Consider the following 26527-nt stretch of genomic DNA (forward strand, 5'->3'; position numbering starts at 1 on the left):
CAGACGCACGGTGGTGGGGAGCTGTGCGGCGGCGCTGTTGGCCACGGCTGCCGGGACGGCGTACGCGGTGGACAACCTGCCGCCGAATCAGCCGCTTGTCCAAGACCTCCAGTCGGGAGGCAAGCCGTGCGCGACCGGTGACAACACGCCCTACGTTTCGACGCCGCCCAGGCTCAGTGCGGTGCTGTACGACCCGGAGGAGGACAACCAGCCCTCCGAATCCAGCCCGCTCAGTGGCGAGTTCGAAGCCTGGTGGACGGACGCGGCCGGAGTGGAACAGCAGCGTACCTACACCACCATCACTCTCTCCTCGGGGTCGCGCCAGTACTGGACGATGCCGAACGACATCCCAGCGAACACCGTCGTCTCCTGGCATGTCCGCGCGAACGACGGCAAGGCGACCTCCCCCTGGAGCGACGAGGGTGACGGCTCGGTCTGCTCCTTCGTGTACGACGACGTGAGCCCGGAGAAGGCGACGATCACCTCTCCCGAATACCCCAACCCGGAGGACGTGTTCTGGGTGGACGGAGTGGGCGTCTACGGCCACTTCACCATGGACTCGCCTTCCGACGACGTGGTGTCGTACACGTACGGCTTCACGGGCGGCCCTTACGGCACCGTCTCCGCGGAACGGCCGGGCGCGGCCGTGACCATTCCGTACCTGCCGCTCTCCGAGGGACCCAAGTCGCTGACGGTCCGCGCGATCGACCGGTCGGGCCGAAGCAGCGGGGAGTCGCGTTACGACTTCAACGTGAAGGCCGGCCACGCTCCCGTCGCCCGCTGGAAGCTGGACGACCCGGCGGACTCCAGCTCGGCCGCCGCCGAGACCGGCACCGCCGCCCGTGCCGGGACCGGCGTGACCTTCGGCGGCCCGGCGCCCACCGGCACCACGGCCACCACCACGGTCGGCCTCGACGGCAGCGACGACGCCTTTCTCACCCCGGACGCCCCGGCGACCGACATCCGTAAGACCTTCGCGGTGAGCGCGTGGGTACGGCCCGCCGAAACCGACCGGAACATGACCGTCGTCAGCCAGGACGCCGACGGGGCGCCCGGCTTCGGCCTCGGGCTGCGCCACCAGGACTCCGGGCCCGCCTGGTCGTTCGCGATCGGCGGCGCGCAGGTGTCCGGCGGCGCCCCCGAGACCGGCGAGTGGGCCCATCTGCTGGGGCTGTACGACGCCGAGACCGGAAAGGCGCGGCTGTACGTCAACGGCCACGAGGCCGGGACCGCGGCCGACGCGACTCCCGCCGAGGCGGCCGGCGCTTTCCAGATCGGGCGCGCCCTCGGGGCTGCCGGCTATGGGGACCAGTGGCACGGGGACATCGGTGACGTACAGGTTCACGACCGGGTCGTGGTGCCGGACGAGGTAGCCGAACTGGCTTACCGCAAGCCGAAGCTGCTCGGCCACTGGTCGCTGGAGAACGCGACGGACGGTGTGAGCCCCGAGCAGTCGGACGGCGCGCCGCTGCGGCTCGGCGCGGGGGCTTCGATCTACCGGGGCTCCGACAGTTCCTGTATCCCGGACATCGACCCGGACTGCACCTACGTGCCGCCGCCACTCGTCGGTGACGGGCATCTCCTGCTGGACGGCGAGAGCGGGTACGCCGCTGCCGACGGGCCCGTCGTGGACACCGGGGACAGTTTCACTCTCGGCGTCGTCGTACGCCTCGCCGACTCCGAGCCCGCCCACCCGATGGCCGTACTCTCGCAGGCAGGCGAGCACACCGACGCCTTCAAGGTGCGCTACGAGCCGTCCACGCACGCCTGGCAACTGGTGATGCCGGAGAAGGACGAGGCCGGAGCCCCCGAGAAGGTGGTGTCCCAGATCGTGGGCGCGGACGGGGGCGAGGGCCAAGGCCATCGCCTCGCCGTGGTCTACGACGACGCCACCGACACGATCAAGCTCTATCTCGACGGCTACACCAACGCCCAGGCGACCGCGAGCCTCCCCAACGGCTGGCACAGCACCGGTGCCCTCCAGATCGGCAGGGCCAGGTCCGACGACGGCTGGGGCGAGTACCTGCATGGCGCCGTGGACGAGGTACAGGCCTACTCCGGCGCGCTGAGGGACGGCGACATCTCGGGCCTGGGGTGGGGTACGGATCCTTGTCTGTGCTGAGACGTCATCCGCTTGTCGGTCACAGGACTGGCCTGGTCGAACGGAACTCCTGATCGGGTGATCGCGTGAGGGCCGATGCATGACAGCAGGGCCTCTTGACAGTTCGGGGTTGCGAACCAAACCGATCACCAGGAGGCCCTGCTACCGCAGTCTTTCGCATCCGCGCGCGTGGACTCCAACTCGGCGTCCCTGTCGTGTGACTGCCTCGCGCACAGGTCCGGCATCGCGGCGGACGGACCGGACCACATCCCGAGTCATGGCTCCGCATGACGGAGGCGGAGTGGCGGGTGGTGCGGCCGCTGCCACCGGTTCCGGCCTGGCTGTTGGACGGCAGCGTCTCGTAGTCACGCACCAGGTGACGCAGCCCCTCCACCTCGCCGGGACGGCCTCCAGCCCCAGGGCTGCGGCCAGTTGCCGGCAGCGCATGCCCTCCCGGCCGGCTTCCGACTCCAGCACCGCCACGATCCGCCGGTAATCCGGCGCAAGGACCGACGCCGCCATGCCGTCCACCCGCCGCGACACCCACAACCGCGCTGCGGGCAGCCAGGGCCCGCTACCGGGGCCTGCGGGCACTCGGCGAGGCCCGCGAACTGGTGGCCGTGGGCGCTCTGGACATCAGCCTACTGCTGGACAAGCGCGTATACCGCCCCACGAACTGGAGGTCCTCTACTCGGCCCGCTCCGCTACGGGCCGCGCCCACTTGAAGACGGCCCTCGACGCTCACTACCCCTGGTGCTCCATGCTGAAAGCGACGACCTCCCGTCCTCCCGACTTCCGACAGGGTCGGAAAACAGCACCCAGCGCCTCCTCGACGGGCGCGAGCTCCGGATCCAACGGAGGCCGGGTGGTCAGCCGCGTTGCCGGCGGGCGCGCAGAGCGGCCCAGTGGCGCAGGCGCTCGGTGATCTGGGCTTCGTAGCCGTTGCGGGTGGGCTGGTAGTACGTCTCGCGGTCCATGCCGTCGGGGAGGTAGTCGGCGCCGGAGAAGCCGTCGGCCGTGTCCGGGTCGTACTGGTAGTCCTTGCCGTAGCCGAGGTCTTTCATCAGCCGGGTCGGGGCGTTGAGGATGTGGGCGGGCGGCATGAGTGAGCCGGTGTGCCGGGCAGCGCGGTGTGCGGCGTTGAAGCCGCGGTAGACGGCGATGGACTTGGGGGCGGTGGCGAGGTAGACGACGGCCTGGGCGATCGCCAACTCGCCCTCGGGGGAGCCGAGTCGCTCGTACACGTCCCAGGCGGCGAGCGCCTGCTGGACGGCGTGCGGGTCTGCCATGCCGACGTCCTCGTTCGCGAAGCGGACCAGGCGGCGGGCGACGAACAGCGGGTCCTCGCCGCCGTCGAGCATGCGGGCGAGCCAGTACAGGGCCGCGTCCGGGTCGGAGCCGCGCATCGACTTGTGCAGCGCGGAGATCAGGTTGTAGTGGCCCTCCTGCGCCTTGTCGTACAGCGGGGCGCGCTGCTGGATGTGATGGGCGAGCCCGGCGGTGTCCAGGGTGGTTTCGGTGACCGGGAGGGCTTGGAGCTGTTCGGCCATGTTGAGGAGGTAGCGGCCGTCACCGTCGGCCATGGCGATCAGTGCGCGGCGGGCGTCGTCGTCCAGGGGCAGACGCTGGCCGGTGAGCTGCTCGGCGCGGTCGAGGAGCGTGGACAGGGCGGCTTCGTCGAGGCGTTTGAGGACGAGGACCTGGGTGCGGGAGAGGAGAGCGCCGTTGAGTTCGAAGCTCGGGTTCTCCGTGGTGGCGCCGATCAGGGTGACGGTGCCGTCCTCGACGTAGGGCAGGAAGCTGTCCTGCTGGGCGCGGTTGAAGCGGTGGATCTCGTCGACGAACAGCAGGGTGCCCTGGCCGATGCCCCGTCGGCTGCGTGCGGCGGCGAACACTTTCCGTAGCTCGGTCACGCCGGAGAAGGTGGCCGACACCGGCTCGAAGGCCAGGTTGCTGCCGTCGGCGAGGAGCCGGGCGATGGTGGTCTTCCCGACGCCGGGCGGCCCCCACAGGATGGCGGAGCCGAGGTGCTGCTGGGCGACAGCGCGGCCCAGTGGAGCATCTGGGGCAAGGATGTGGTCCTGCCCGACGACATCGTCCAGCCGGGTGGGGCGCAGGCGGTCGGCGAGGGGCCGGGAGGGCTCCTCGTCGAAGAGCGGCAGGGTCGCTTCGGTCGGTTCCATCGGTCTCTCGAGTGGTGGGAGGCGGGCGTCTGCGGATGTGACGAGCCTTGCACGGGACACTGACAGGCGGGGGCTCAGCCGCTCTCGGGGAAGCTCGCGGCGCTCATCGGGCACCGGGGCGGTCGCGTCGCGGCAGCCGCTTGGTGACCAGGTCGTAGGAGTTCTCGACCGCGTCGGTGACCAGTCGCTCGGTGATGCCAGGACCAGGACCGAGGGAGATCCAGTGCCGTTTGTCGAGATAGCGGCCCGGTGTGATCGAGGCGTAGCCGCCTACGTGAGCGCGGGCGTGTTCGGGTTCGCACTTGACCGTGATGATCTGGTCGTCCGGGTCGTCGGTGACGATCAGGAACACCTTGCCCGCGACCTTGTACACGTCGAGTCCCGGGGTGAAGGGGTACCCGTGGCTGACGTCGGGGAGGGCCAGGGCCGCCCGGCGGGCGGTGTCCTGGAGCCGGTCACCGGCCGCGCTCACCGGGCCGCCCGTGCGCCGGTGCCGTAGGTGTGCGGGTCGACGGGCCGCTCGGCCCGGGGGAGTTGAGCGACGACGAGCAGGTAGGAGTCGGTGAGGAGCTCCCTGACGAGCTCCTCGTCGACGCCTTCCCCGCCCTCCAGCGTGATCCAGTGCTTCTTGTTCATGTGGTAGCCCGGGGTGATGTGGCTGTACTGCTCCCGCAGGGCTTGGGCCTCACCGGGGTCCGCCTTGAGGATCACTACGGAACGCCCCGGGACCTCGGTCATCAGCATGAACACCTTGCCGCGCACCTTGAAGACCTCCCAGTCGGGGCCGAAGGGATGCTCCAGCGCTGCTCCGGGAAGCCCTTCGGCGCAGTCGACGGCGGTCTTGTGCAGGTCCGTTCCGTTCATGGGGCGGTGCCTTCCTCAAGAGGGTGGTCGCGGCAGCACGTCCCATCCTTCCCTCGAACCCGACAGGGAGGGCGGTAGGCTGCGGACACGTGATGGTCGACAAGCGACACTCCGGGCCGAGCAGGCGGGCCGGACCAGCTGCGGTTCCGCGGTACGGTTTCCAGCCCCCGGTCGGTACTCCCTACGGCCTTGAGGTGAGTACCGTCGAGGACTTCTTCGGCCAGCACGACGACTGGCCGTGGAACCCGCCCCGTCCGGGCCGTGCCACCTTCCACTACCTCATCGCGGTCACGGAGGGTGAGCTGCGGCATGACGTCGACTACGTCACTCGGACGGTCGCCCCCGGCCAGTGGCTGTGGGTGCGTCCTGGGCACGCGCAGTGCTGGCATCCGCCCGGCGCGGCCCGCGGCCCGTTCATCCTGTTCGAACCGGACGTGCTGCGGCCCGACCTCGCCCGTCTCCTGGCCCCGCTCACCGCGCACGAGGCCCCCGCCGTGCTCAGCCCGCACCCCGACGACACCGCCTGGCTCCAGCAGACGGCACTCCAGCTCCTGGACGAACACCGCGCACTGGGACGCCGCCCCCTCGACGTCCACCACGCCCTGCGTCGCAGCCTGCTCGAATCTCTGCTGCTGCGCCTGGCCAACTCCCCGGACATTGCCCTCGATGGCACGGCCGCGGCCGGCACGGGCCGCACCGACCGGTACGGACGCTTCCTGGACGCCCTGGAACTGCACTTCCGCGAGCTGCACCAGGCCGCGGACTACGCCGAGCTGCTCGGCTGCTCGGTCCGCACCCTCAGCCGTGCAGCCCGGGACGCCACCGGCAAGGGGGTGCGTGAACTCATCGACGAGCGGCGCCTCCTCGAAGCCCGGCGCCTGCTGGGAGCTGCCCGGTGGGATGCCCGGACGGTGGCCGTCCACCTCGGCTTCACCGACCCCGCGAACTTCGGCCGCTTCTTCCGCGACCGCACCGGCCTCACCCCGGCCGCCTTCGCGGCCCGCGAAGCGAGGTCCGACGCGTGACGCAACGCGGCGGAGGCGCCTTGCCCGTCGGGAGGAGATGGCCGCCTTCGCGGTCTGCGCGTTGTCGCACCGCTCACTTGTCGAGAGCCCGCCGGATGAACTCCTCGCGGATCGCGTTGGAGGCACACGACACAGCCGCGTGGCCCACCGACATGCCGAACCCGTGGAAGCCTCCGCCCCACATGGGGAAATCGACGCCCACGCCCGCCTCGGACAAGCGGCCGGCGCAGATCAGGCTGGCTGAGGTCCTCGGCGCGGGCCGGCGCGACGTACCGCGACACCTCCGGGCCGCCGCGCCGCTCGCCCAGTACGGAGGGCCACGCGTACAGGACTCACGCGGAATGGCCGACGACGCACTACGGCCCCCCCTCATGGCCCAGGAGCCGTTCAGTCACGCGGCCACATTCCCCGCGAGAAGGGCGACCCGGGTCACGTCGGCCGTCGAAGGGCGAAACCTGCTGGACCGTGAGGTCGTCACGCAAGCACAGGAAGCGGACAGGTGGCGGTACCGGCCCTGAACGACCGCTCGTCAGCAGGGAACTTCACAACCAGACCGGGCCGTACGGGGCGCCAGGCCTCCTGCCGGAACAGCCGGACACCGAGCCGTTGGCTCGACTGGAGGAGAAGGACGCGGAGCTGGAGGCTGTCCGACGGCCAACCGCGAGCCGCCCTGAGCCCTGGGCCCTGGGCCAGGAGGAAGCCGCGCACCGCCGACCAGGGGCCGCCCGGCCCGTCTTCCAGCTTCCAGTCGAGGTAGCCCTTGGCCGCGGAAGGTGCACTCCGGCGGGGCGCCTCCCACGTCGACCGCCGCCCCGAAGAGACCGGCGCGACCACGACCGCTCTTTGCGCAGCCCGAGCGACGGCAAATACTTGGCTAGCCACATGTTTGCTGTTACGGTAGTTATGTGTCCAGCCACCTAAATGGGTGGCGACACGAGAGGAGTCGTCATGAAAGCCATCCTGTTCGACCGTTTCGGAGGCACGGACGTGCTGCGCGAGGCGGACATCGAGGTCCCGCAGCCCGGCCCCGGGCAGATCCGCGTCCGCGTCAGGGCGGCCGGGCTGAACGCGCTGGACGGCAAGATCCGCTCCGGGGCGATGGAGGCCGCGTTCCCCACGCCGCTCCCCGCCGTCCCCGGTGCCGAGCTCGCCGGCGTGGTGGACGCCCTGGGTGAGGGCGTCCAGGACGTGCAGGTGGGCGACGAGGTGCTGGGCTGGTCGGACACCGGCTCGTACGCCCAGTACGCGCTGGCCACCACCGTGGCCCCCAAGCCCGCGGGCCTCGACTGGCAGCACGCGGTCGCGCTGCCGGTGGCGGGCGAGACGGCCGAGCGGGTCCTGGACCTGCTGGGCGTCGCCGCCGGGGAGACCGTACTGATGCACGGCGCGGCCGGAGCGGTCGGCACCCTGGCGGTCCAGCTCGCCACGGCCCGCGGAGCGCGTGTCATCGCCACCGCCGGCCCCGCCAACCAGGACTACCTCACCTCGCTCGGCGCCACCGCGACGGTCTACGGCGAGGGCCTGGTCGAGCGGGTCCGGGCGCTCGCCCCCGACGGCGTGGACGCGGTGTTCGACCTGGCCGGGAAGGGAGCCCTGGAGGACTCCATCGCCCTGCGCGGCGGCACCGAGCGCATCGTCACCATCGCCGACTTCCGCGCGCACCAGCTCGGCATCACCTTCTCCAGCGGTGGCCGGGAACGCTCGCCCGCCCGCCTCGCCGAGCTGGCCCAGGACGCCGCGACCGGCAAGCTCGTCACCACCGTCACCGCCTACCCGCTCGATCAGGCCGCCACGGCCCAGCAGGTCAGCGACGCCGGGCATGTCCGGGGCAAGCTCGTCCTCACCCTCGACTGATCACGCCCGCCTTTTCCTCCTGTTCCGATCACCACCGCACCGAAGGACCACTCATGCTGAACGCCCTGTGGACACCGACCACCGTCGGTGACATCTCTCTCCCGCACCGCCTGGTCATGGCCCCCATGACCCGTGACCGTTCCACCCCCGAAGGCGTACCGACCGAGCTGAACGCCGAGTACTACGCCCAGCGGGCCTCGCACGCGCTCATCATCACCGAGGGCACTCAGCCCAACGCCGACGGCCAGGGCTACCTCCTCACCCCCGGCGTCCACAACGACGATCAGATCGCCGGGTGGCGCAAGGTCACCGACGCCGTGCACGCGGCCGACGGCCGGATCGTCATCCAGCTGATGCATACCGGACGCATCTCCCACCCCGACAACACCCCTCACGGCCGTCAGCCGGTCGCCCCCTCGGCGGTCCAGCCGCAGGGCGCGATGTTCACCGCGTCCGGGCCCCAGGAGATGCCGACGCCGCGTGCGCTGTCGACGCAGGAGGTCGTGGCGACCGTTGACGACTTCCGCCGCGCCGCGGCGGCGGCCGTCGCGGCAGGCGCCGACGGCGTGGAGATCCACGGCGCCAACGGCTACCTCGTGCACCAGTTCCTCGCCGACAACACCAACCAGCGCACCGACCAGTACGGCGGCTCCATCGACAACCGCATCCGCTTCGCCGTCGAGGTCGCCACCGCGGTGGCCGACGAGATCGGCGCCGACCGCACCGGCCTGCGCATCTCCCCCGGTAACCCCTTCAACGACATCGCCGAGTCCGACACCGCCGAGCTGTATCCGGCGCTCCTGCGCGCCCTCGGTCCGCTCGGCCTCGCCTACCTCCACGTGATGCACGCGGGCGACGAGGAGCTGCTGGGCACCCTGCGCGCGCTGTGGCCGACCACGCTCATCCTCAACCGGGCCGGCACCGACCTGCCCACCCGTGCCAAGGACATCGACCACGGCACGGCCGACCTCGTCTCCGTCGGCGCCCTCGCGCTCGCCAACCCGGACCTGGTCGAGCGGCTACGCTCTGACGCGCCGCTGAACACCCCCGACCCGGCGACCTTCTACGGCGGCGGAGTGGCCGGCTACACCGACTACCCCACCCACACCGTCTGAGGAACCTCATTCATGTCTGCGCCCACCCACCGCACCCCCTCCACGGCCAGCGAGGGTCCGATGAGCTACGCGATCTTCCAGCTCGCCCGCGCTCACCGCGCCCGCGCCGCCGCCATGCTCCGCGAGGTGGACCTGCATCCCGGTCAGGAACTGTTGCTGATGCAACTCCTCGACCGGGACGGCCAGACCCAGTCCGAGCTGCTCGAAAGCGTCGGTCTGGACCACTCCACGGTCTCCAAGTCCCTGCGCCGCATGCAGGACGCCGGCCTGCTCGTGCGCGAGCCGGCCGAACACGACCGGCGCGTCATGGTCGTCCACCTCACCGACAAGGGCCGTGCCATGCGCGAGCCCATCGCGGCCATGTGGCAGACCCTGGAGGAGACCTCCGCGCGGGACCTGTCGGCGCAGCAGGCGGAGTCCTTCGTCCGCATCGCCTACGCCATCGCCGACGCGATCAACAGCCGTGACGTCACGGCGGAAGAGTCCGAGTAACTCCCCTCGGCCAGCAGGATTGAACGGCGGGTTCCGCCGCATCCGCCGGCTCGGCTCGCCGGGCTTCTTCCGACAGTCGGGGAGCCTGGCTCCGTTCAGTACGGCCTTCGAGGGCCGAGTGCGCTGCGGCACTGTCCACTTCGCGGGAACGCCGGAGACGATTCGCACTCCAGGCCGGAACCGGGGTCGATGGAAGAGGCTCACCCCAAAGGCTCATCGGGCGATCCGGTAGCGGTGTTCGGGGCGGCCGGTGGCTCCATAGCGGAGTTCGAGCCGGACCATGCCCTCCCGTACGAGATAGGAGAGATACCGCTGGGCCGTGGCGCGGGAGACGCCGGTGAGTTCGGCGGCCTGGGCTGCGGACAGCGGGTCGTGGGCGGTGCGCAGGACCTGGTGCAGGAGGGCGAGGGTCGGTGCGGAGTGCCCCTTGGCCGGGACCCGGGGGACGGCCGGCGGCCGGGCGGCGCTGAAGAGGGCGTCCACGTCGGCCTGGTCGGTGCGTGGGGCGAGGCCCAACGCGGCTACTCGGTGCTGGAGTTCACGGTAGGCGGTGAGCCGTTCGGCCAGGTCGGCGGAGCCGAACGGCTTGACCAGGTAGCCCACGGCGCCGAGCTTCATGGCGGTCCGTACCGAGGTGATGTCCCGGTCGGCGGTGATCATGATGACGTCGGGGCGGGCTCCGCCCTCGTCCGAGCTGAGCCGCCGCAGCACGTCGAGTCCGCTGCCGTCGGGCAGGAAGACGTCGAGCAGCAGCAGGTCGGGGTGGAGGGTGCGCACCGCGTCCAACGTCTCGGCCACGGTCGCCGCCCGGCCGACCACCTCGAAGTCCTCGATGCGGGACGCGTAGTCGCAGTGGATGTGACTGACCCGGAAGTCGTCGTCCACCACCAGGGTCCGGATCATCCGCGGTCACCTCTTGTCGGCGAGGCCGTTGTGAACTGTGCGTCGCGTGGTACGGGAGTGGCGTCCGGCAGGGGCAGTACGACGGTGAAGACCGCGCCCGGCCCCTCGCTGACCGTGATCGTCCCGCCGTGCCGCTGGGTCAGCCGGTGGACGAGGGCCAGGCCCAGCCCGCGCCGGGCGGTGCCCCGGTCGGGCCGGGTCGACCAGCCGTCCTCGAAGATCGACTCGGTGGCGCCCGGCGGAATCCCCGGGCCACTGTCGGCGACCCGCACCATCACCAGGTCGACGGCCTCGACCAGCGAGAGCAATACCTCCCGGCCGCCTGCCGGGGGCGGTCCGCCGGACGCCGCGTCGATCGCGTTGTCCAGCAGGTTGCCGACGATGGTCAGCAGCCGACGCAGATGCGGCGGGTCCTCGCCGAGCGCGGAGTCCTCACTGAGCACCATCCGTACCCCACGTTCCGCGGCCACCGTGGTCTTGGCGACGATCAGCCCCACGAGCAGCGCGTTGCCGATCCGTTCGCGCACGGACTCGGTCAGCGCCTGGTCGGCGCCGGCCGAGTCGACGGCGTACTCGAAGGCGGCGTCGTGGTCGCCGATGTCCAGCAGCCCGGCCACGGTGTGCATGCGGTTGGTGAACTCGTGCTGCTGGGCACGCAGGGCATCGGTCAGCCCGCGCACCGAGTCCAGTTCGCGCAACAGCCCGATCAGCTCGGTGCGGTCGCGCACGGTGACCACCGCGCCCAGTTCGCGGCCGTGCAGCGTCACCGGCATCCGGTTGACCACCAGGCAGTGGTCGTCGGTCAGCACGTTGAGGTCGGTGCCTGTCAGGGTGCCGTCCAGGGCGCGGCGCAGCCGCCCGTCGGGCAGCACCTCGTCGAGCCGGCTGCCGAGCGCCGTGCCGAGGCCGAGCAGAGTGCGGGCCTCGTCGTTGACCACGGTGATCCGGCCGTCGGGAGCGAAGGCGAGCACGCCCTCCCGGATGCCGTGGAGCATGGCCTCGCGATCCTGGAACAGTCCGGCGATCTCCTCCAGTTCAAGCCCGAAGGTGGACCGCTTCAGCCGCCTGGCCAGCAGGAACGCGGCGGCCGAGCCGAGTGCGACGGCGATCGCGCTGTACAGGCCGAAGGTGGGCAGCTCCCGCCACAGCTCGCCGAGCACATCGCGTTCCGGGATGCCGGCCGAGACTTCGCCGACCAGCTTGCCCGTGGGCCCGTACAGCGGAGCCTTGCCGTTGGCGGACCGCCCGGTCGCGCCCTGGTCGGAGCCGACGTGAGGACGGTTGTCCAGCACCACGATCGGATCGCCCACCGGCTCGCCGATCAGCGCCGGGTCGGGGTGCGAGTGGCGGATGCCGCGCAGGTCGATCACGACCACGTACGACGCCCCGGACGCCTTCCGCATCCGTTCGGCGACGGTCTGCACGATGCCGTCGCCGCCCCCGTGCGCCATGGCCTGCCGGATCTGCGGGTCGGCGGCCGTGGTCTGCGCGATGTCCAGTGCCCGCTGCTCGTAGGCGCGGTCGATCTCGGCCCGTTGGGCGAACGCGAACAGGACGAAGCCGATGGCTCCGGTGAGGGCCAGGATGGCGAGCTGATTGGCCAGGATCCGCGCGGAGAGCCTCCCCTTCCCGCCGCGGCCGATCCGGATGCGGATGGGCGTCACAGGTGTCTTTGCCCTTGTCGTGCTGCCGGGCCCGGCCCCTTCGCCGTACCCGTGGTGGCGTGATTGTGTCCCACCGCGGACATTCTGCCCACCCCCCGAACCGCTGAGCAGAATGCGCAGAACCCCTGTTAACACGACTAACGCGGGATACGTCTGAAACAGCGACGTAACACCGCACGGCCTCTAGCGTCTGCCTTCCTCGACCTCCGAGGACCTCCGAGAGGGGAAGGAGACAGCCTCAGATGGCTTCGCGAAACGACGTCGCGACGGGCCCCGTCGCCGAGACGACCGGCCAGGACAGCGCCCGAGTCGAGATCTCAGGGCTCACCAAACGATTTCTGACTCCCGCGGGTGAGGTGTTCACGGCACTCCAGGACGTCTCGTTCACCGTGGAGCCGGGCCAGTTCTGTGCCGTGGTGGGCCCGACCGGCTGCGGCAAGTCGACGACGCTGAGCATGGTGTCGGGGCTCGACCGGCCCAGCGAGGGCTCGGTCAAGGTCGGCGGCCGCGAGGTGGACGGCGTCACCGACGGCGTCAGCTTCATGTTCCAGACCGACGCGCTGCTGCCCTGGAAGACCGTTCTCGGCAACGTCCTGATGGGCCCCGTCTTCCGCCGGGTACCCAAGCAGCAGGCCCAGGCCTCGGCACGCGACTGGCTGCGCCGGGTGGGCCTGACGGGGTTCGAGGACCGCTACCCGCACCAGCTCTCCGGCGGCATGCGCAAGCGCGTGGCGATGGCCGCGGCGCTGATCAACGAACCCAAGATCCTGATCATGGACGAGCCGTTCGGCGCCCTGGACGTGCAGACCAAGGCGATCATGTCGACCGAACTCCTCGGCCTGTGGGAGCAGATCCGTCCGTCGGTCATCTTCATCACCCACGACCTCGACGAGGCCGTGGCGCTCGCCGACCGGGTCGTCGTCATGACGTCCAGCCCCGGCTCGGTCAAGGCGGTCTTCGACATCGACCTGCCGCGCCCGCGCGGCGCCGTCCAGGAGATCCGCTTCCAGCCCCGCTTCATCGAACTCCAGCACCAGATCTGGGACTGCCTGCGCGAGGAGGTGGAGCGCGCCTACGCACGCACCGCAGGAGGTACGGCATGAGTACGACGTCCGCTGTTTCCACCGCCCTGGCCGCGAACGGCTCGCAGGTCTCGGCCGCGGCTGCCGCCAGGAGCGCCGTCCGGCGGCGCACCGCGCTGGTGTGGGCGGGGCGCATCGGGCTCGCGGTCTTCGTCCTCGGCGGCTGGCAGGCCTTCACCGCCTGGGGGATCGTCGACCCGTTCTTCTTCGGGCAGCCGTCCGGCATCGCCAAGCGGCTGGTCGACCTCTTCCGGCACGGCACCGAGTTCGGGTCCTTCTACTCGAACATCTGGACAACGATCCAGGAGGCGCTCGTCGGCTTCGCCCTCGGGGCCGTCACCGGAGTGGTCTTCGGCGTCGCTCTCGGTCAGAGCCGCTTCCTCGCCGACGTGCTCGGCCCCTACATCAAGATGGTCAACGCGATCCCGCGTATCGTCCTCGGCTCGATCTTCATCGTCGCGTTCGGCATCGGCGTGCTGCCGAAGATCCTGCTCGCCGCGGTGCTGGTGTTCTTCATCGTCTTCTTCAACGCCTTCCAGGGCGTCCGCGAGGTCGACCGCAACATCCTCGCCAACACCAGGGTCCTGGGCGCCTCGCAGCTGCAGATCATCCGGCATGTCACCGTGCCCTCCGCGCTCACCTGGATCATCGCCAGCCTGCACAGCGCCTTCGGCTTCGCCATCGTCGGCGCGCTGGTCGGCGAGGTGCTCGGCGCGCAGAGCGGCCTCGGCCTGGTCATCAAGACCGCGCAGAACAACTTCGACCCGAACGGTGTGTTCGCCACGATGCTCGTGATCTCGGTCATCGTGCTCGGCGCCGAGTGGCTGATCGGCAAGCTCGAACACCGGCTGCTGTCCTGGCGTCCGCCGGCCCCGTCCGAGGCCGCCAACACCATCTGACGCCTCCTCCCCCGCACCCCTTACTTCACCCCCAGAACTCCCTCAGCAAAGGAATGTGGTCAGCCATGTCCAGACGACCCGTCGCCGTCGCCGCGTCTCTGCTCACCGTTCTCGCCCTCGGCGCCACCAGCGCCTGTTCCGGCAACTCGTCGGCCTCGACCGGCGGTTCGGGCTCCACGCCGACCGTCAAGCTCATGGCCGGCGGCCTCGACAAGCAGATCTACCTGCCGTACCAGCTCGCCCAGCAGCTCGGCTTCTACAAGAAGTACGGCGTCGACGTGCAGCTGAGCACCGAGCAGGACGGTGGCGTGGGCGCCGAGGAGGCCATGGCCTCGGGGCAGGTGGACATGGCGGGCGCCTGGTACAACCACACGATCGAGTTCCAGGCGAAGGGCAAGGCCGTAGAGGACGTCGTGCAGCTCTCCGGCGCGCCGGGCGAGCGCGAGATGTGCACCGCCAAGTCGGGCGTCCACTCGGCCGCCGACTTCAAGGGGAAGACCCTCGGTGTGACCGACCTGGGGTCGGGCACCGACACCCTCACCCAGTTCCTGGCCGCCAAGAAGGGCATGAAGACCAGCCAGTTCCACCGGATCGGGGTCGGCGCGGGCTCCACCGCCATCGCCGCGCTGCAGAACGGCAAGGTCGACTGCGTGATGACGACGCAGCCGACGGTGGCCGCGATCCAGAAGAAGGGCGTCGGCACGTCGGCGATCGACCTGGCCACCACCTCCGGCGCCACGGCGGCGATGGGCGGCGCCTATCCCGCCGCCAGTGTGCTCGCCCGCACCGACTGGGTGGACTCCCACAAGGCCACGGTGCAGAAGGTCGTCGACGCGCTCGTCGCCACCATGCACTGGATCAGCACCCACAGCGCGGCCGACATCGCGAACAAGCTGCCGCAGTCGTTCGTGCAGAACCAACTGGTGACCAAGGCCGACTACATCGCGGCCCTGAACGAGGACAAGGGCCAGTTCCTCCCGGACGGTCTCATGCCGGCCGGCGGCCCGAGGACCTCTCTGGCGACGGAGAAGCTGGTCGGCAACGTGAAGGGGTCGGTGGACCTGAGCAAGACCTTCACCAATGACTTCGCCGTCCAGGCCAACAAGACCGAGGGCTTCAAGACGACCACGACCCCGGCCGGGCCGAACGGCTGAGCGTGTGCCATGCCCAAGGCCGCCCAGCTGACTGCCAGTTGGGCGGCCGTACGGCTTTCCCCGCCGAACGGGTCAGCGGACCGGCAGCACGGTGGTGTGTTCTTCGCGGACGGCCTGCAGGGAGCGGGGGTCGAGGCCGAGAAGGTTCAGGATCGTCGGGGCGATCTGCTTGGTCTGCACGTGCGCGGAGTCGCGCACACCGGCCGGGACGGAGGCGCCGGACACGACGAGGGGTACGGCGAGGTCGTCGGAGTGGCCGCCGCCGTGCTCGGCGATCTTCTTGGTGCCGCCGGTGTAGACGACGCCGTACTGCGCGACACCGAACAGGTCCGGGACCCGGGCGTCGCCGGCCTTGACGTGGAAGTAGTCGGCGGCGGCCTTGCCGGCGTAGACCTTGCTGAGCCCGCTGTGGGTGTAGGCCTTGGGACTGGCGTTGATGTCGGTGCCGGTGCCGTTCTGCGCGAGCAGGTACTTCTTGGCGAAGGCCGTGGCGGCCGGGGAGCGGTCGGAGAGCCACAGCAGCATGGCGTCGTCGTCCACGGCGTGGGTCACCAGGTCGGCGGCGCCGGGGTGGAGCTTCTTCCAGGCGGCGTTGAGGCCGTCAAGGAGCGGGCCGTCGGCGACGCGGGTGAGGGCGGCGGGGTCGGTGGGCGACTGGCCGTGCTTGGCGGAGAGGATGACGGTGGTGCTGCCGGAGAGGTGCCGTTTGCCGATCTCGGCGGTCAGGGCGCCGATCTCCGTGTTGACGAAGTCGAGGTTCTTCACCAGCAGCGGGCCCGGGACGTTCTTGGCGGTGTAGCCGCCGGTGAGGCCGTCCGAGGCGGGCAGCTTCTGCGCGGTGGAGACCGACTGGAAGTTGAGGCCGAAGATCGCCGGGGTGCCGACCTTGTGGGTGCGGCTGTGGTCGTAGCCGTCGATCTCGTTGAGGACGGCCTTCACCTTGTAGCCGTCGTACTGCTCGGTGGCCTTGTTGTCCGTGGTCCAGTCGTTGCCGGCGGCGTAGCCGAGGGCGTCGCTGTTGATCTCCGGGGTGAACAGGTCCTGGACGCCGGTGCCCGAGGGGCCGTCGAGGATCTCGTAGGCGGCGTGCTTGTCCGACCAGGCGGTGCGCAGACCTGCCTGACGGGCCACCTCGAAGATCGTGTTCACCTTGAGGTAGGAGTGCGGGTACACCGGCTTGCAGGTCTTGGGGTCGACGGGCAGCTTCGACGCGTTGATCAGGCTCTCCGGGTGGCCGGTCATCGACAGGATGCTGTCCGGCAGGCCCGCGAGACCCTGGCCGGCGTCGATGGAGGCCTGGTTCCTGTCCAGGTCCTCGGTGAGGTCCACCTCGACTCCGGGCTTGACGCCCTTGCAACTGGTGGTTCCCGCCGGGAGGAGCGCGGCGTTGTAGGTGTCGTCGTAGTAGACGCCCGTGGTGCCGGGGCTGCCGCCGGTCGCCTGGGCGACCATGCCGGGAAAGGAGTCGGACGGCGTGGTCGTGGCGGCGTGGGTGAACTCCACACCGCCGCCGACCAGTCGGGCCAGCGCGGACTTCGGGTGCCGGGCGACGTACCAGGCCAGGTCCGACTGGTGCAGCCCGTCGACCGACACCAGCAGGACGTGCCGGGTGGCGGCCGGGTGGTGGGAGGCCGCGAACGCGGCGGGCTGGGCGGCGGTCACCCCGGCGAGGACTCCGGTGGCGGCGAGGACGGCTGCGGGCCTGACGTGGCGTCTGGACATCTGGTCTCTCCCGGGTGTTCGGGGCGGGCGGCGGGTGCCGCGCTCATCAGAGTCGCGCCTTGTGTACCGGATGCGGCGCATGTGTGAACACGTCCGGAATGAGCGGTCGGGTCTTCACCAAGCAGGCCTGGTTTTCCCCAAGAAGAGACGCCCGACTGATCCATGGCGGATTCGACCGCTCCTGAACACCGGGCCACTTTCTTATGACGCTCTCACCTCATTCGGACGAACCTGGAGTGCCAACCTTCCTTCTACATGATGTAGTAGCTGAGTATGGAGAAGGTGGACATGGCCGCTCATACCGTCGACACGGGAGTGTGGCGGCGCTACACGCGCCCGCCCGTCGCCGGCCGGCCGCGGGTTTCCGGCGACTCTGACAGCCCCCAGCAATGGCACCGGGGCATGACGCTGATCGGCACGATCAGCCTGTTCATCGGCACGCGCTCGGCCTGGACCCAGGCGATGCTCTCCGATCCGCCCGTCGCCGCGGTCATCTCCGTCTGCTACGCCGGGATCCTCGTGTGCGGGGTGCTCGCGCTGGCCGTACGAGGCCGACGAGCCCTGGTCCGGGTGGACGCCGGAGTTCTCGTCCTCGCGGTGGCCCTGGTGGTCTGCGGTTACTGGCTGAACCACATCGGCACCGACGAGGGCGTACTGACCGCACAGGCCGCGAACCAGATCGCGCACGGCCGCCCCGTCTACGGACAGCCCTGGCCCTGGCTGTTCGGCACGCCCCATTCCGGCCTGACCAAGACGATGTCCGGCTCGGCGGACTACACGTACGGCTATCCACCGCTGACCGCCCTGCTCGCCGCGCCGGTCCACGCCCTGCTGCACACTCCGGCAGCCGCCACCCTCGTCACCACGGGGGCGCTGATCGCCGGAACGGTCACGCTGTGGCTGCTGCTGCCCGCCCCGTGGCGGTCGGCGGCCACCGCCGTGTGCCTCGGTTTCGGCATCCTCCCCGGCTACGCCCGCTCCGGCTACCCGGCGATCGTCGCCCTGGCCCTGCTGATCCCGGTGACGGTCTACTGGCCGACCACCGGAGCGGGCGGACGCCTGGGACGGAGCGGCGTGCTGCGGGCCGTGTGCCTGGGTGCCGCCTGTGCCACCCAGCAACTGGCCTGGTTCTACGCCCCGTTCCTGCTGATCGGCCTGTACGCGGTACGGCGCGGCGAACTCGGGGCCCGTCCCGCGGCCGCCGTGCTGGCCCGTTTCGCCGGGGTCGCCGCACTGACGTGGGCGGGCATCAACGCCTACTTCGCCGCCCAGGGCTTCTCCGCCTGGCTGCACGGACTGCTGCTGCCCCTCACCCAGAAGGCGATCCTGCACGGCCAGGGCCTGATGGGCATCTCCTACTACTTCACCGACGGCAGCAGCCGCCTCGACTACTACTCCTACGCCAGCGAGCTGCTCCTCGTCGGCCTGCTCGCCGCGACCCTGCTGTTCGCCCGCCGCCTGGGAACGGCGCTGACCGTCCTGCCCTGGCTGTCCTTCTACCTCGCCACCCGCTCCCAGGACGGCTACTTCCTGATGATGACCCCGCTGTGGCTGGCCGCCGCCGCGACGGTCCCTTCCTCGGCCCTGGCCCATGCCTGGCAACCACGTATCCCTCGCCTCATCGGCCGCCCCGCGAAGGCCGCCGTGGCGCTGGCGCTGGTGACCCCGGCGCTGCTGTGCGCCTGCATCGCCGCAGCCAGCCCGCCGCCCCTGCGTATGGCCCTCACCACTCACCTCACCGGCCGATCCCACCCCGCCGTCACCTCCGTCACGGTGCGCGCGGCCAACACCACCGGCACCGCCCTCACCCCGCACTTCGCCAGCCGCCTCGGCCAGGGCGCCTCCGACTGGTGGACCGTCACCTCGGGCCCCGCCACCCTCGCCCCGCACAGCACGGCCGTGTACGTCGTACGACCGGCCGGCGGCCACCGCGCCCTGCCCGGCGCGAACCGACGCATGTACCTCATCGCCGTGACCGGCACACCCATGACGATCAGCACCGCACGCATCGAGGTCACCACGTAGGCCCCTGAACCGGTGAGGAGCAGCCGAACGGGGAACTCGGCGCCTGCCGGGGAAGCAGCGATCCACGGCCCACCCGCCGGGCCGGTCAGCCCGGCCGCCGAGTGCCTCAGCCGCGCCCGCCGAACCGCGGAGGCTACGACGGAGACGGGGCGGGGCGCCGACGCTCCTGGACATGGGCGTACGCCATCAGACCGATCAGGACCGTCAGGAGTACGGCCGACGAACCCGGCGTGCCGAGGTCGAGGCCCTGCGGTCCCCAGCCCGGTGAAGTGGCGCCGTTCGCAAGGTACTTGGTGCCGGCGTCGCGGTTCATGAAGTCGGACATCGTGGTACCGGCCGTGCTGGTCGACAGGATGACCGTCCAGTAGAAGAACGGGTGGTAGCGCCGGGAGCGCAACTGCACGACCAGGGTGACCACGAAGCCGTCTCGCCCAGGGTCGTCGCCGCGATCTTCATGATCCAGGTGTCGGTGAGGGCTTCCGGAATCTCCAAGGTGACGGACACTCCTGTGTTCTGTGTCGGGGGTGTGGAAGGGCGCCCGTTCCCGTGAAGGAAACAGGCGCCCTGTCAACGCATGGTCCGGCCGCGGAAGACAGCCGTGATGTCCGACTCTGTCGATCAATTCCTGAACGCTTCCTGAACGCCTCCGCGCTGTTCAGGCCACCTGTCCCGCGACGGGCTCGCGGTCGATGACGTCCTTTCGGGTCACCGTCAGATACACCACCATGCCGAGGATGACCGCCAGGAAGAGGACGCTCGTGACGACCGTGCCGAGCCCGAGGCCGCCGTCACCGGTCGGCTGGGAGAGGTAGTCGCCGATCGATGCGCCCAGGGGGCGGGTGAGGATGTAGGCGATCCAGAAGCTCCACACGGCGTCCAGGCCGAGGGTGAAGTGGGCGATGCCCACGGCGGCGATGGCGAGAGCGAACAGGACCGCGGACAGCCAGTAGCCGAGGTTCATGCGCTCGGAGACCAGGTCTCCGGCCGCCGTGCCGAGGGCGAACGTGAACAGCACGGCCAGCCAGTAGAAGGCCTCGCGGCTGGTGGTGTCGATGCTGTGGATCGACAGGGTCCGCTCGCGCCGGTACCAGACGACGAACACGACGGCGAGGATGATCCCGAACACCGTGGTGGTGGTCTCCAGGGCGACGCCCATGTTGTCGGTCAGGTTGTCGCTGATCAGGGTGCCGACCACGCTGATCAGGGCGACGGCGAGCCAGTACACGCCCGCGCGGTAGGCGGTCGTACGGAACTGGACGACCAGGACGACCGCGAGCAGCGCGCTCATCAGCACCGAGACGCCGGTCAGGCCGAGCCCGGCCTTCTCGTTGAGCAGGTCGGCCGCGGTCTCGCCGACCGTCGTGCACAGGACCTTGATGATCCAGAAGTAGACGGTGATCTCGGGGACTTTGTTCAGGCGAAGGCGGTGTGCGTGCCGGCTGGGGCCGTTGGCGTCCCGTTCGGCTTCCGGTGTGTCGGACAGTTCGTAGGTCATGAGACACGACCGTGCCAGTGGATACCTGAACGCATCCTGACTGCGCGTGCTGATCACCCGCCCCACACGTACCGTCCGAGAAGGATGCCCTCATGTACATCCACCTGTCCCACCTGCGTATATCGGCGTCCCGTCCCGCCCCTGACCTCGTGACGGAAGAAGGCCGCCGTGAACCCTCCCGCTGTTTCCCACTCACCTGTTGACCGTGCGACGAACTGGCTGCGCCGTCGGCTCGGCCGCGCCGTCCTCGTCTCCTACGTCACCGCGCTGCTCCTGCCGGGGGCGGGCCTGTGGCTGCGCCGCCCGCACGCCGTGCCGCTCGGCGGACCGGCCCACCTGACGCTGCGCACCACCTCGCTCCTGCTGTCCCTGGTGCTGTTCTCGGCCGGGCTCCAGGTACCCGTCCGCGCGCTCGGCCGCGTGCTGCGGCGCCCCAAGGCCATGCTGGCCGGCCTCGCCCTGCATCTGGCGATTCCGCTGCTCGTCGTGCCGTTCGTCGCCTTCCTGCTGCGCGGCACCCCCGACTCCGACGGCGGCAGTGGACTGCTCACCGCGATGATCCTGATCGTGGCCATGCCCGTGGCCGCCGGAGCCACCGTATGGACCAGCAAGGGCGAGGGGGACCAGCCGACCATGGTCGGACTCGTCCTCGCCTCCACCCTGCTCAGTCCCCTCACCACACCACTCCTGCTGGCGGCCCTGGCACCGCTGCTCAGCGGCGGCTACGCACAGACACTCACCAGCACGAGCGGCTCCGCCCAGAGCGGATTCACCCTCGCCACCGTGGTCCTGCCCTGCGCCGCAGGTCTCCTGTGCGCGCTCGTGCTGCCGCCGTCGTGGCAGGCCCGTCTCCTGCGGGCCGTGGTGCCCGCGGCCCTGGCCGGCTCGCTGGTCCTGACCTACGTCAACGCCAGCGGCGCCCTCGGCTCCTTCCTGGCCCACCCGCGTCCGCTGCTGTTCACCGCCGCCCTCGCCGTGGCCGCCCTGGTGTGCGTGCTGTCCTTCGTGCTGGGCCGGCTGGCCGCCCGCGTCCTGCGGCTGGACGCCCCGGTGGCCTCGTCGCTGACCCTGGCCTGCGGCATGAACAACAGCAGCGCGAGCGCGGTACTGATCACGGCCTCGCTGCCCGACAAGCCCCACCTGCTGCTGCCGGTGCTCGCCTACGGGCTGTTGCAGAAGACGGCCGCCAACCGGGTCGTCGCCAGACTCCGGCCCGCGGCCCCCGCGGTGTCCTAGGCCGTGTCCGCAGCGGAGGAACGCCCGCGGCGCCGGAGGGCGGGCAGGGGTGGCGGGGTGAGGAAGCCCTCGGCGCGGGCGCTGGCCAGGCCGATGCGGGGGATGTCGCCGCTCTTGGCGAACAGCAGGAAGCGGGGCTCCCACACGGGCCGGTACTTGGCGTTGGCGCGGTAGAGCGACTCGATCTGCCACCAGCGGGAGAAGAAGGTGAGCATCGAGCGCCACAGCCGCAGTACCGGGCCCGCGCCGAGGCGCGCGCCGCGTTCGAAGACCGAGCGGAACATGGCGAAATTCAGCGACACCCGCGGTACGCCCAACTCCTCGGCACGCAGCAGCAGTTCTACGACCATGAACTCCATCAGGCCGTTCTCGCAGGCGCGTTGCCGGCGCATCAGGTCCAGGGAGAGGCCGTGCTCGCCCCAGGGGACGAAGCTGAGCAGGGCGCGCGGTTCGCCGTCGGCGTCGCGGCATTCCAGCATCACGCAGCGGCCGTCGCCGGGGTCGCCGAGCCGTCCCAGCGCCATGGAGAAGCCGCGTTCGGTCGGTCCGTCGCGCCAGTGGTCGGCCTTGTCGATCAGCAGCGCCATCTCGTCGTCCGCGATGTCCTCGTGGCGCCTGATGCGCACCGTGTATCCGGCCCGGCGCACCCGGTTGTGCGCCTGCCGTACGACTCGCATGGCACGTCCTTCGAGGGTGAAGTCGGCGATCTCCACGATGGCCTCGTCGCCCAGCTCCAGGGCATCGAGCCCATGCCGGGCGTAGATGGTGCCGGCCTCCTCGCTCGCGCCCATCACCGCCGGGGTCCAGGCATGCCGGCGGGCCTCTTCCAGCCAGGCGTCGATGGCACCGGGCCATGCCTCGGGATCGCCGATGGGGTCGCCGGAGGCCAGGCTGACGCCGCCGACCACCCGGTAGGTGACGGCCGCCTTGCCGCTGGGCGAGAAGATGGCGGCCTTGTCGCGGCGCAGGGCGAAGTAGCCGAGGGAGTCCCGCTCACCGTGCCGGGCCAGCAGGGCGCGCAGCCGCTGTTCGTCGTCCTCGCCGAGCAGGGCGCGACCGCGCGGGGCACGGAAGCAGGCGTACAGGACGAGCAGGAAGGTCGCGGCGATCAGGATGTTGACGAGGACGTCGACCCAGCGCGGTGCGTGCACGGCGTCGACGCGGTCGGCGAGCGGACCGACGCTGATACCGCGCAGCAGGGTGTAGGCGATCTCGTCGGTCGGCGTGGCGCCGGGCAGCTTGTTGGTGGCGGCGACCAGCAGCGTGCCGATCGTGCCACTGACGAGGAGACCGCCCGCTCCCGCGGCGAAGGCCAGCTTCGGGTTGGAGCGGTCCCCGATGGCCGTGAACTCCCCCCGCCCGACCAGCAGCGCGGCCACGAACAGACCGGTGAGCAGCAGGGAACCCCAGTTGGTGACGTGCTCGCGGTACGCCTCCTGGGTCATGGCCAGCGTGTAGAGCGCGAAGAGCCCGCCGGCCAGCAGCAGGTTGAAGATCCACGCGGCCCGTTTGCGGCGCCGCATCACCATGGCGAGGAAGAGTGCCAGCGCCGCCGAGATGAGCCCGGCGGTGGCCAGGTACGGGGTGAAGTACTCACCGACGTTGTGCTCCTGGACCTCGTCGCGGAACGACAGAGAGACCACGGCGGCCAGGTTGAGCACGGCCAGCAACCGGAGGTACCAGACCGTGGCCGACGCCGCGGCCCCTCGGAGCCGTGTGCGTGGGCGCGGTGGCCCGGTCGGGGAGGGAACGCGGTCCGTGGGCGTGTGCTGTCGGAGGTTCGAGGGCGAGAGGTGTGCGGGCACCGTGGAGGTTCACCTCGGAGGGAGGCCGGGGTCACCGGCGTGGACGGGGACGGAGGAGAGGCCGAGTCGGCGGGGGAGGACAAGAGGATCCGCTGCATGACCTGGGCTGTTCGCCCGGCTGCGGATCGTAGGGGTTCCCAGGCACGGCGGTCGTCGGCGGCGGGCTGGACCAGGTCCCCCTCGCGAAGTCGCCGGAGGACGGCCCGCGCCGGGCCGACGGGGACACAGCCGCCGCGCCCTGCTGGATATCGACCGGTGCCAGGGGCCGCCGGTGGCCCACGGTGCGTCGAGGAAGTCGCGCTCAAGCCGTCCTGTTCGCCGAAGGGGCGTCACACCGGGCGGAGTCGGGGGCGCTGGAGCCGGCATGGCGGCTGGTCTCACCGCTTCTCCTCCCGCGCGCAGGCGATCGACACGTTGTCCGAGACCGTGCAGTACAGCTGCACCCGCACCCCGGCCGCATGCTGCGCCGGACAGAGGAAGACGTTCTTCCCGCCGCCGATGCCGTCCTGATGCCTGCCCAGCCGCAGCGGCTCCTCCTCCGTCCCCGCGTCCAGATAGAGGTCCCAGGTCCAATCCCGTGCGGTGCACGCGGTAGCGAGGGCGCCCAGCGGAATCCGTACCTGGAACCGGTCGCCGTAACCGTCGGCGGGCAGCCGCATCTCGGCCTGGCCTCCGTCGCGGGCCTGAAGTATCAGGGTGGCCTTGTCGGCGACGATTCCGACCAGGGACAGCCGCAGCACGATCCATCCCCGGCGCGGCCGAACCTCGTCGACCTCCGCGGTGCGCTCCGGATGCGTGCGAGCTAGTTTGACCATGTTTGGCCCAGCTCCTGCAGATGACCCTACAGCCTGTAGGGTAAGGGCCAGCCTACACACCGTCAGGGGCGAGGGACGGACGATGACCAGACCCGTGCACACCGTGCCCCTCGACCGCATCGGCGGCCAAGAGCCGCTCGGCCCGCCCACGGGACGGGGCCGCAAGGGCCAGTGGTGGCTGGCGGGGGTCGCGGGCGCGTTCATCCTGGCCCAACTGGTGGTCGTACGACCGGGGATGGGGCTGGGCTGGGACGAGTCGGTGTACGTCAGCCAGGTCAGCTCGCACGCCCCGGCATCGTTCTTCAGTGCCCCGCGCGCCCGTGGCATCTCGCTGCTGGTGGCCCCGGTCGCCGGATGGTCGTCGTCCACCCCGCTCCTGCGGGTCTACCTGGCTTTGCTGTCGGGTCTCGGGCTGTTCCTGGCGCTGCGCGCCTGGCGCGGCCTGTTCCCGGTCCGGGTGCTCGCGCTGGGCGGCGCCCTGTTCGCGAGCCTGTGGGTGACCGTCTTCTACGGTCCCCAGGCCATGCCCAACTACTGGGTGGCGGTCGGCGCCCTGGCAGGGGTCGGCTGCTTCCTTCAGGCCCAGACCGACCGCACCCGGCGTGGTCCGGTGTGGGGGCTGGGGGCAAGTGCCCTGCTGATGGCGTGGATGCGGCCCACGGACGCGGTGTGGGTGACCTTGCCGCTGCTCTTCGTCCTGGTGGTTCTTCGCCGGTGGCGGCATGCGCGGCTGCTCATCGCTCTGCTGTGTGGCCTGGTGGCCGGGGCGGCCGAATGGGTGATCGAGGCGTACGTCCGCTTCGGTGGGCTGAGTCAGCGGCTGTCCGAGGGATCCGACATCCAGGGCGGTCTGGGCTGGCACATCGCCATCGGTGACCAACTGCGCAGCCTGGGCGGCCGTTCGCTGTGCCGCCCGTGCACCGGTGCGATGCCGAACCCCGTGGTGACGGCCTGGTGGTTCGCCCTGCCGGTGCTGGCGGCCATCGGGCTGGCAGTGGCCGTGCGGGGCCGGCGTACGCCGTCCACCGCGCTGCCGTTGGCCTGCGCGGTGACGGCGGCGATCCCGTATCTGTTCCTCATCGGCTACGCCGCGCCCCGCTTCCTGCTGCCCACCTACGCGCTGCTGGCCATCCCGGTCGCTGACGCGCTCGTCTGGCTGGTCACCGCGCCGGGCAGGGCCTGGCGGCCGGTCGCCGTGACGCTGGTGGCGGTGGGTCTGGCCGGGCATCTGGCGGTGCAGTACGCGGTGCTGGCACACACCGTTCAGCGCACCACGGCCGCACACAAGGGCTGGGAACGCACCGCCACCGCGCTGCGCCGGGTGGGCGTACGCCCACCGTGTCTGCTCACCGGGCCGTCGGCCCTCCCGATCGCCTTCTCCGCCGGGTGCGGCTCCGCCAGCACCAACGGCCCCAACGCCAACACCGACGCCGCGGCCATCGCCCGGGCGGCCCAGCGGATGCCGATCGCCGTCCTCACCACCGGCGCGACCCGTCCGCCGTCCTACGCCCGCGGCTGGAGACTCGTCCGGCTGGAGGGTGCCGGGTACGCCTACATCGCCCCCACCGCACGACAAGATCACGGTGACTGACCGCTCCACCCCGGCCCCGTTCCTCGCGGGCCGACGCGTCCGCCGGCACACAGCCGCCACCCTCCTCATGCTGTCCGCCGTAGCTGCGCTCGCGGCCCTGCACCGGGCCGTCGTCGACGCCGGCACCGAGCGACGGGCCGCGGCCGACCGCGGCTGTCTGCCGATGGCGCCCCTTGCCGCCGCTGTGCCTTGGGGGTGCGCGGCTGTGGCCTACTGATCTTTTCGGGCTGTTGTCGAGTGCTGATCCGTGCGGCAGGCCAGTGGTATGCGGCCGTACGAGCATGAGTACATCACGCTCGGCGCAGGCGGCGGCGATGCGCTGGGTGCGGTCCGGGCCGATGGCGTCGGCCTCGACGTACACGCCTCGGAAGGGGTGTGAGAGGACCTCGTGCGCCACGTCCTCCGCTGTATGCGGCGGGCAGGCCGACAGGACGAAGTCGCTTGCGGCCCTGGCCCGTTCGAGGCCGACGAGGCTTCGGCCGGTGGGGACGTACCGCACGCG

24 protein-coding genes are annotated in these 26527 nt (G+C 70.7%); 12 read left to right on the forward strand and 12 right to left on the reverse strand.

What is annotated here, in order from left to right; translation table 11 throughout:
* Positions 1-10 precede the first annotated feature (10 nt).
* On the forward strand, positions 11-2122 hold the full coding sequence (locus ACGFY9_RS24330) for a LamG-like jellyroll fold domain-containing protein (RefSeq protein ID WP_393757434.1): 2112 nt from the start codon (positions 11-13) through the stop codon (positions 2120-2122).
* A gap of 848 nt (positions 2123-2970) precedes the next feature.
* On the opposite strand, the gene ACGFY9_RS24335 is transcribed toward ACGFY9_RS24330, so the two are convergent.
* The 3 genes from ACGFY9_RS24335 to ACGFY9_RS24345 form a co-directional block, all read right to left on the reverse strand.
* Complete coding sequence (locus ACGFY9_RS24335) at positions 2971-4284, reverse strand: replication-associated recombination protein A (RefSeq protein ID WP_393757290.1); 1314 nt, start codon at positions 4282-4284, stop codon at positions 2971-2973.
* Positions 4285-4387: 103 nt separating this feature from the next.
* Positions 4388-4756: an MmcQ/YjbR family DNA-binding protein gene (locus ACGFY9_RS24340; protein ID WP_393757292.1), complete on the reverse strand. Its 369-nt coding sequence runs from the start codon at positions 4754-4756 to the stop codon at positions 4388-4390.
* A complete protein-coding gene (locus tag ACGFY9_RS24345) occupies positions 4753-5148 on the reverse strand; it encodes an MmcQ/YjbR family DNA-binding protein (RefSeq protein WP_393757294.1) in 396 nt (131 codons plus the stop codon). Before ACGFY9_RS24345 ends, ACGFY9_RS24340 begins: the two co-directional genes overlap by 4 nt.
* A 194-nt stretch (positions 5149-5342) precedes the next feature.
* On the opposite strand from ACGFY9_RS24345, the gene ACGFY9_RS24350 reads away from it, so the two are divergent.
* The gene (locus ACGFY9_RS24350; protein WP_393757296.1) at positions 5343-6173 is read left to right on the forward strand and encodes a helix-turn-helix domain-containing protein; all 831 of its coding nucleotides are present in this window, start codon (positions 5343-5345) and stop codon (positions 6171-6173) included.
* 73 nt (positions 6174-6246) lie between these two features.
* On the opposite strand, the gene ACGFY9_RS24355 is transcribed toward ACGFY9_RS24350, so the two are convergent.
* Together ACGFY9_RS24355 and ACGFY9_RS24360 are read right to left on the reverse strand one after the other, a co-directional pair.
* Positions 6247-6375, reverse strand: coding sequence for a hypothetical protein (locus ACGFY9_RS24355; protein WP_393757298.1), 129 nt, complete (start codon positions 6373-6375; stop codon positions 6247-6249).
* A gap of 272 nt (positions 6376-6647) precedes the next feature.
* On the reverse strand, positions 6648-7007 hold the full coding sequence (locus tag ACGFY9_RS24360) for a hypothetical protein (protein WP_393757299.1): 360 nt from the start codon (positions 7005-7007) through the stop codon (positions 6648-6650).
* A gap of 114 nt (positions 7008-7121) precedes the next feature.
* On the opposite strand from ACGFY9_RS24360, the gene ACGFY9_RS24365 reads away from it, so the two are divergent.
* Genes ACGFY9_RS24365 through ACGFY9_RS24375 form a run of 3 tightly spaced genes read left to right on the forward strand, consistent with a single transcriptional unit; the run spans position 7122 to position 9634 of the window.
* The gene (locus tag ACGFY9_RS24365) at positions 7122-8027 is read left to right on the forward strand and encodes an NADP-dependent oxidoreductase (protein WP_393757301.1); all 906 of its coding nucleotides are present in this window, start codon (positions 7122-7124) and stop codon (positions 8025-8027) included.
* A gap of 53 nt (positions 8028-8080) precedes the next feature.
* Positions 8081-9142 (forward strand): alkene reductase, encoded by a 1062-nt coding sequence (locus ACGFY9_RS24370; RefSeq protein ID WP_393757303.1) that lies wholly within the window; start codon positions 8081-8083, stop codon positions 9140-9142.
* A 12-nt stretch (positions 9143-9154) separates the two neighbouring features.
* Complete coding sequence (locus ACGFY9_RS24375; RefSeq protein ID WP_393757305.1) at positions 9155-9634, forward strand: MarR family winged helix-turn-helix transcriptional regulator; 480 nt, start codon at positions 9155-9157, stop codon at positions 9632-9634.
* A gap of 213 nt (positions 9635-9847) precedes the next feature.
* On the opposite strand, the gene ACGFY9_RS24380 is transcribed toward ACGFY9_RS24375, so the two are convergent.
* Together ACGFY9_RS24380 and ACGFY9_RS24385 are read right to left on the reverse strand one after the other, a co-directional pair.
* On the reverse strand, positions 9848-10537 hold the full coding sequence (locus ACGFY9_RS24380; RefSeq protein ID WP_359616436.1) for a response regulator: 690 nt from the start codon (positions 10535-10537) through the stop codon (positions 9848-9850).
* Complete coding sequence (locus ACGFY9_RS24385; protein ID WP_393757308.1) at positions 10534-12201, reverse strand: ATP-binding protein; 1668 nt, start codon at positions 12199-12201, stop codon at positions 10534-10536. The genes ACGFY9_RS24380 and ACGFY9_RS24385 overlap by 4 nt, the downstream gene beginning before the upstream one ends.
* 242 nt (positions 12202-12443) lie before the next feature.
* On the opposite strand from ACGFY9_RS24385, the gene ACGFY9_RS24390 reads away from it, so the two are divergent.
* From ACGFY9_RS24390 to ACGFY9_RS24400, 3 genes are all read left to right on the forward strand, one after another.
* Complete coding sequence (locus ACGFY9_RS24390; RefSeq protein WP_393757310.1) at positions 12444-13304, forward strand: ABC transporter ATP-binding protein; 861 nt, start codon at positions 12444-12446, stop codon at positions 13302-13304.
* Positions 13301-14182, forward strand: coding sequence for an ABC transporter permease (locus ACGFY9_RS24395; protein WP_393757311.1), 882 nt, complete (start codon positions 13301-13303; stop codon positions 14180-14182). The genes ACGFY9_RS24390 and ACGFY9_RS24395 overlap by 4 nt, the downstream gene beginning before the upstream one ends.
* A gap of 65 nt (positions 14183-14247) precedes the next feature.
* The gene (locus tag ACGFY9_RS24400) at positions 14248-15336 is read left to right on the forward strand and encodes an ABC transporter substrate-binding protein (protein WP_393757313.1); all 1089 of its coding nucleotides are present in this window, start codon (positions 14248-14250) and stop codon (positions 15334-15336) included.
* A 72-nt stretch (positions 15337-15408) separates the two neighbouring features.
* Here ACGFY9_RS24400 and ACGFY9_RS24405 read toward each other — a convergent pair whose 3' ends face one another.
* Entirely contained in the window at positions 15409-17058 is a 1650-nt protein-coding gene (locus ACGFY9_RS24405) for an alkaline phosphatase family protein (protein WP_393757315.1), read from the reverse strand.
* A gap of 288 nt (positions 17059-17346) precedes the next feature.
* On the opposite strand from ACGFY9_RS24405, the gene ACGFY9_RS24410 reads away from it, so the two are divergent.
* On the forward strand, positions 17347-19083 hold the full coding sequence (locus ACGFY9_RS24410) for a hypothetical protein (RefSeq protein ID WP_393757317.1): 1737 nt from the start codon (positions 17347-17349) through the stop codon (positions 19081-19083).
* A gap of 133 nt (positions 19084-19216) precedes the next feature.
* Here the strand turns inward: ACGFY9_RS24410 and ACGFY9_RS24415 are convergent, their stop codons facing one another.
* The gene (locus ACGFY9_RS24415) at positions 19217-19501 is read right to left on the reverse strand and encodes a hypothetical protein (protein ID WP_393757319.1); all 285 of its coding nucleotides are present in this window, start codon (positions 19499-19501) and stop codon (positions 19217-19219) included.
* Between the two features lie 237 nt (positions 19502-19738).
* On the reverse strand, positions 19739-20578 hold the full coding sequence (locus ACGFY9_RS24420; RefSeq protein WP_393757321.1) for a hypothetical protein: 840 nt from the start codon (positions 20576-20578) through the stop codon (positions 19739-19741).
* 168 nt (positions 20579-20746) lie between these two features.
* Between ACGFY9_RS24420 and ACGFY9_RS24425 the strand changes: the two genes are divergently transcribed.
* Positions 20747-21814, forward strand: coding sequence for a sodium-dependent transporter (locus ACGFY9_RS24425; protein ID WP_393757323.1), 1068 nt, complete (start codon positions 20747-20749; stop codon positions 21812-21814).
* On the opposite strand, the gene ACGFY9_RS24430 is transcribed toward ACGFY9_RS24425, so the two are convergent.
* Complete coding sequence (locus tag ACGFY9_RS24430; protein ID WP_393757325.1) at positions 21811-23619, reverse strand: phosphatidylglycerol lysyltransferase domain-containing protein; 1809 nt, start codon at positions 23617-23619, stop codon at positions 21811-21813. The two genes, ACGFY9_RS24425 and ACGFY9_RS24430, sit on opposite strands and share 4 nt — an antisense overlap.
* A 377-nt stretch (positions 23620-23996) precedes the next feature.
* On the reverse strand, positions 23997-24434 hold the full coding sequence (locus tag ACGFY9_RS24435) for a hypothetical protein (protein ID WP_393757327.1): 438 nt from the start codon (positions 24432-24434) through the stop codon (positions 23997-23999).
* An 82-nt stretch (positions 24435-24516) separates the two neighbouring features.
* Here ACGFY9_RS24435 and ACGFY9_RS24440 point away from each other — a divergent pair, with 82 nt between their 5' ends.
* Positions 24517-26025, forward strand: a complete 1509-nt coding sequence (locus ACGFY9_RS24440) for a hypothetical protein (RefSeq protein ID WP_393757329.1) — start codon at positions 24517-24519, stop codon at positions 26023-26025.
* Positions 26018-26242, forward strand: a complete 225-nt coding sequence (locus ACGFY9_RS24445) for a hypothetical protein (protein WP_393757330.1) — start codon at positions 26018-26020, stop codon at positions 26240-26242. Before ACGFY9_RS24440 ends, ACGFY9_RS24445 begins: the two co-directional genes overlap by 8 nt.
* Positions 26243-26527: the final 285 nt, after the last annotated feature.

The organism is Streptomyces sp. NPDC048504, from assembly GCF_043200035.1.
GTDB lineage: Bacteria > Actinomycetota > Actinomycetes > Streptomycetales > Streptomycetaceae > Streptomyces.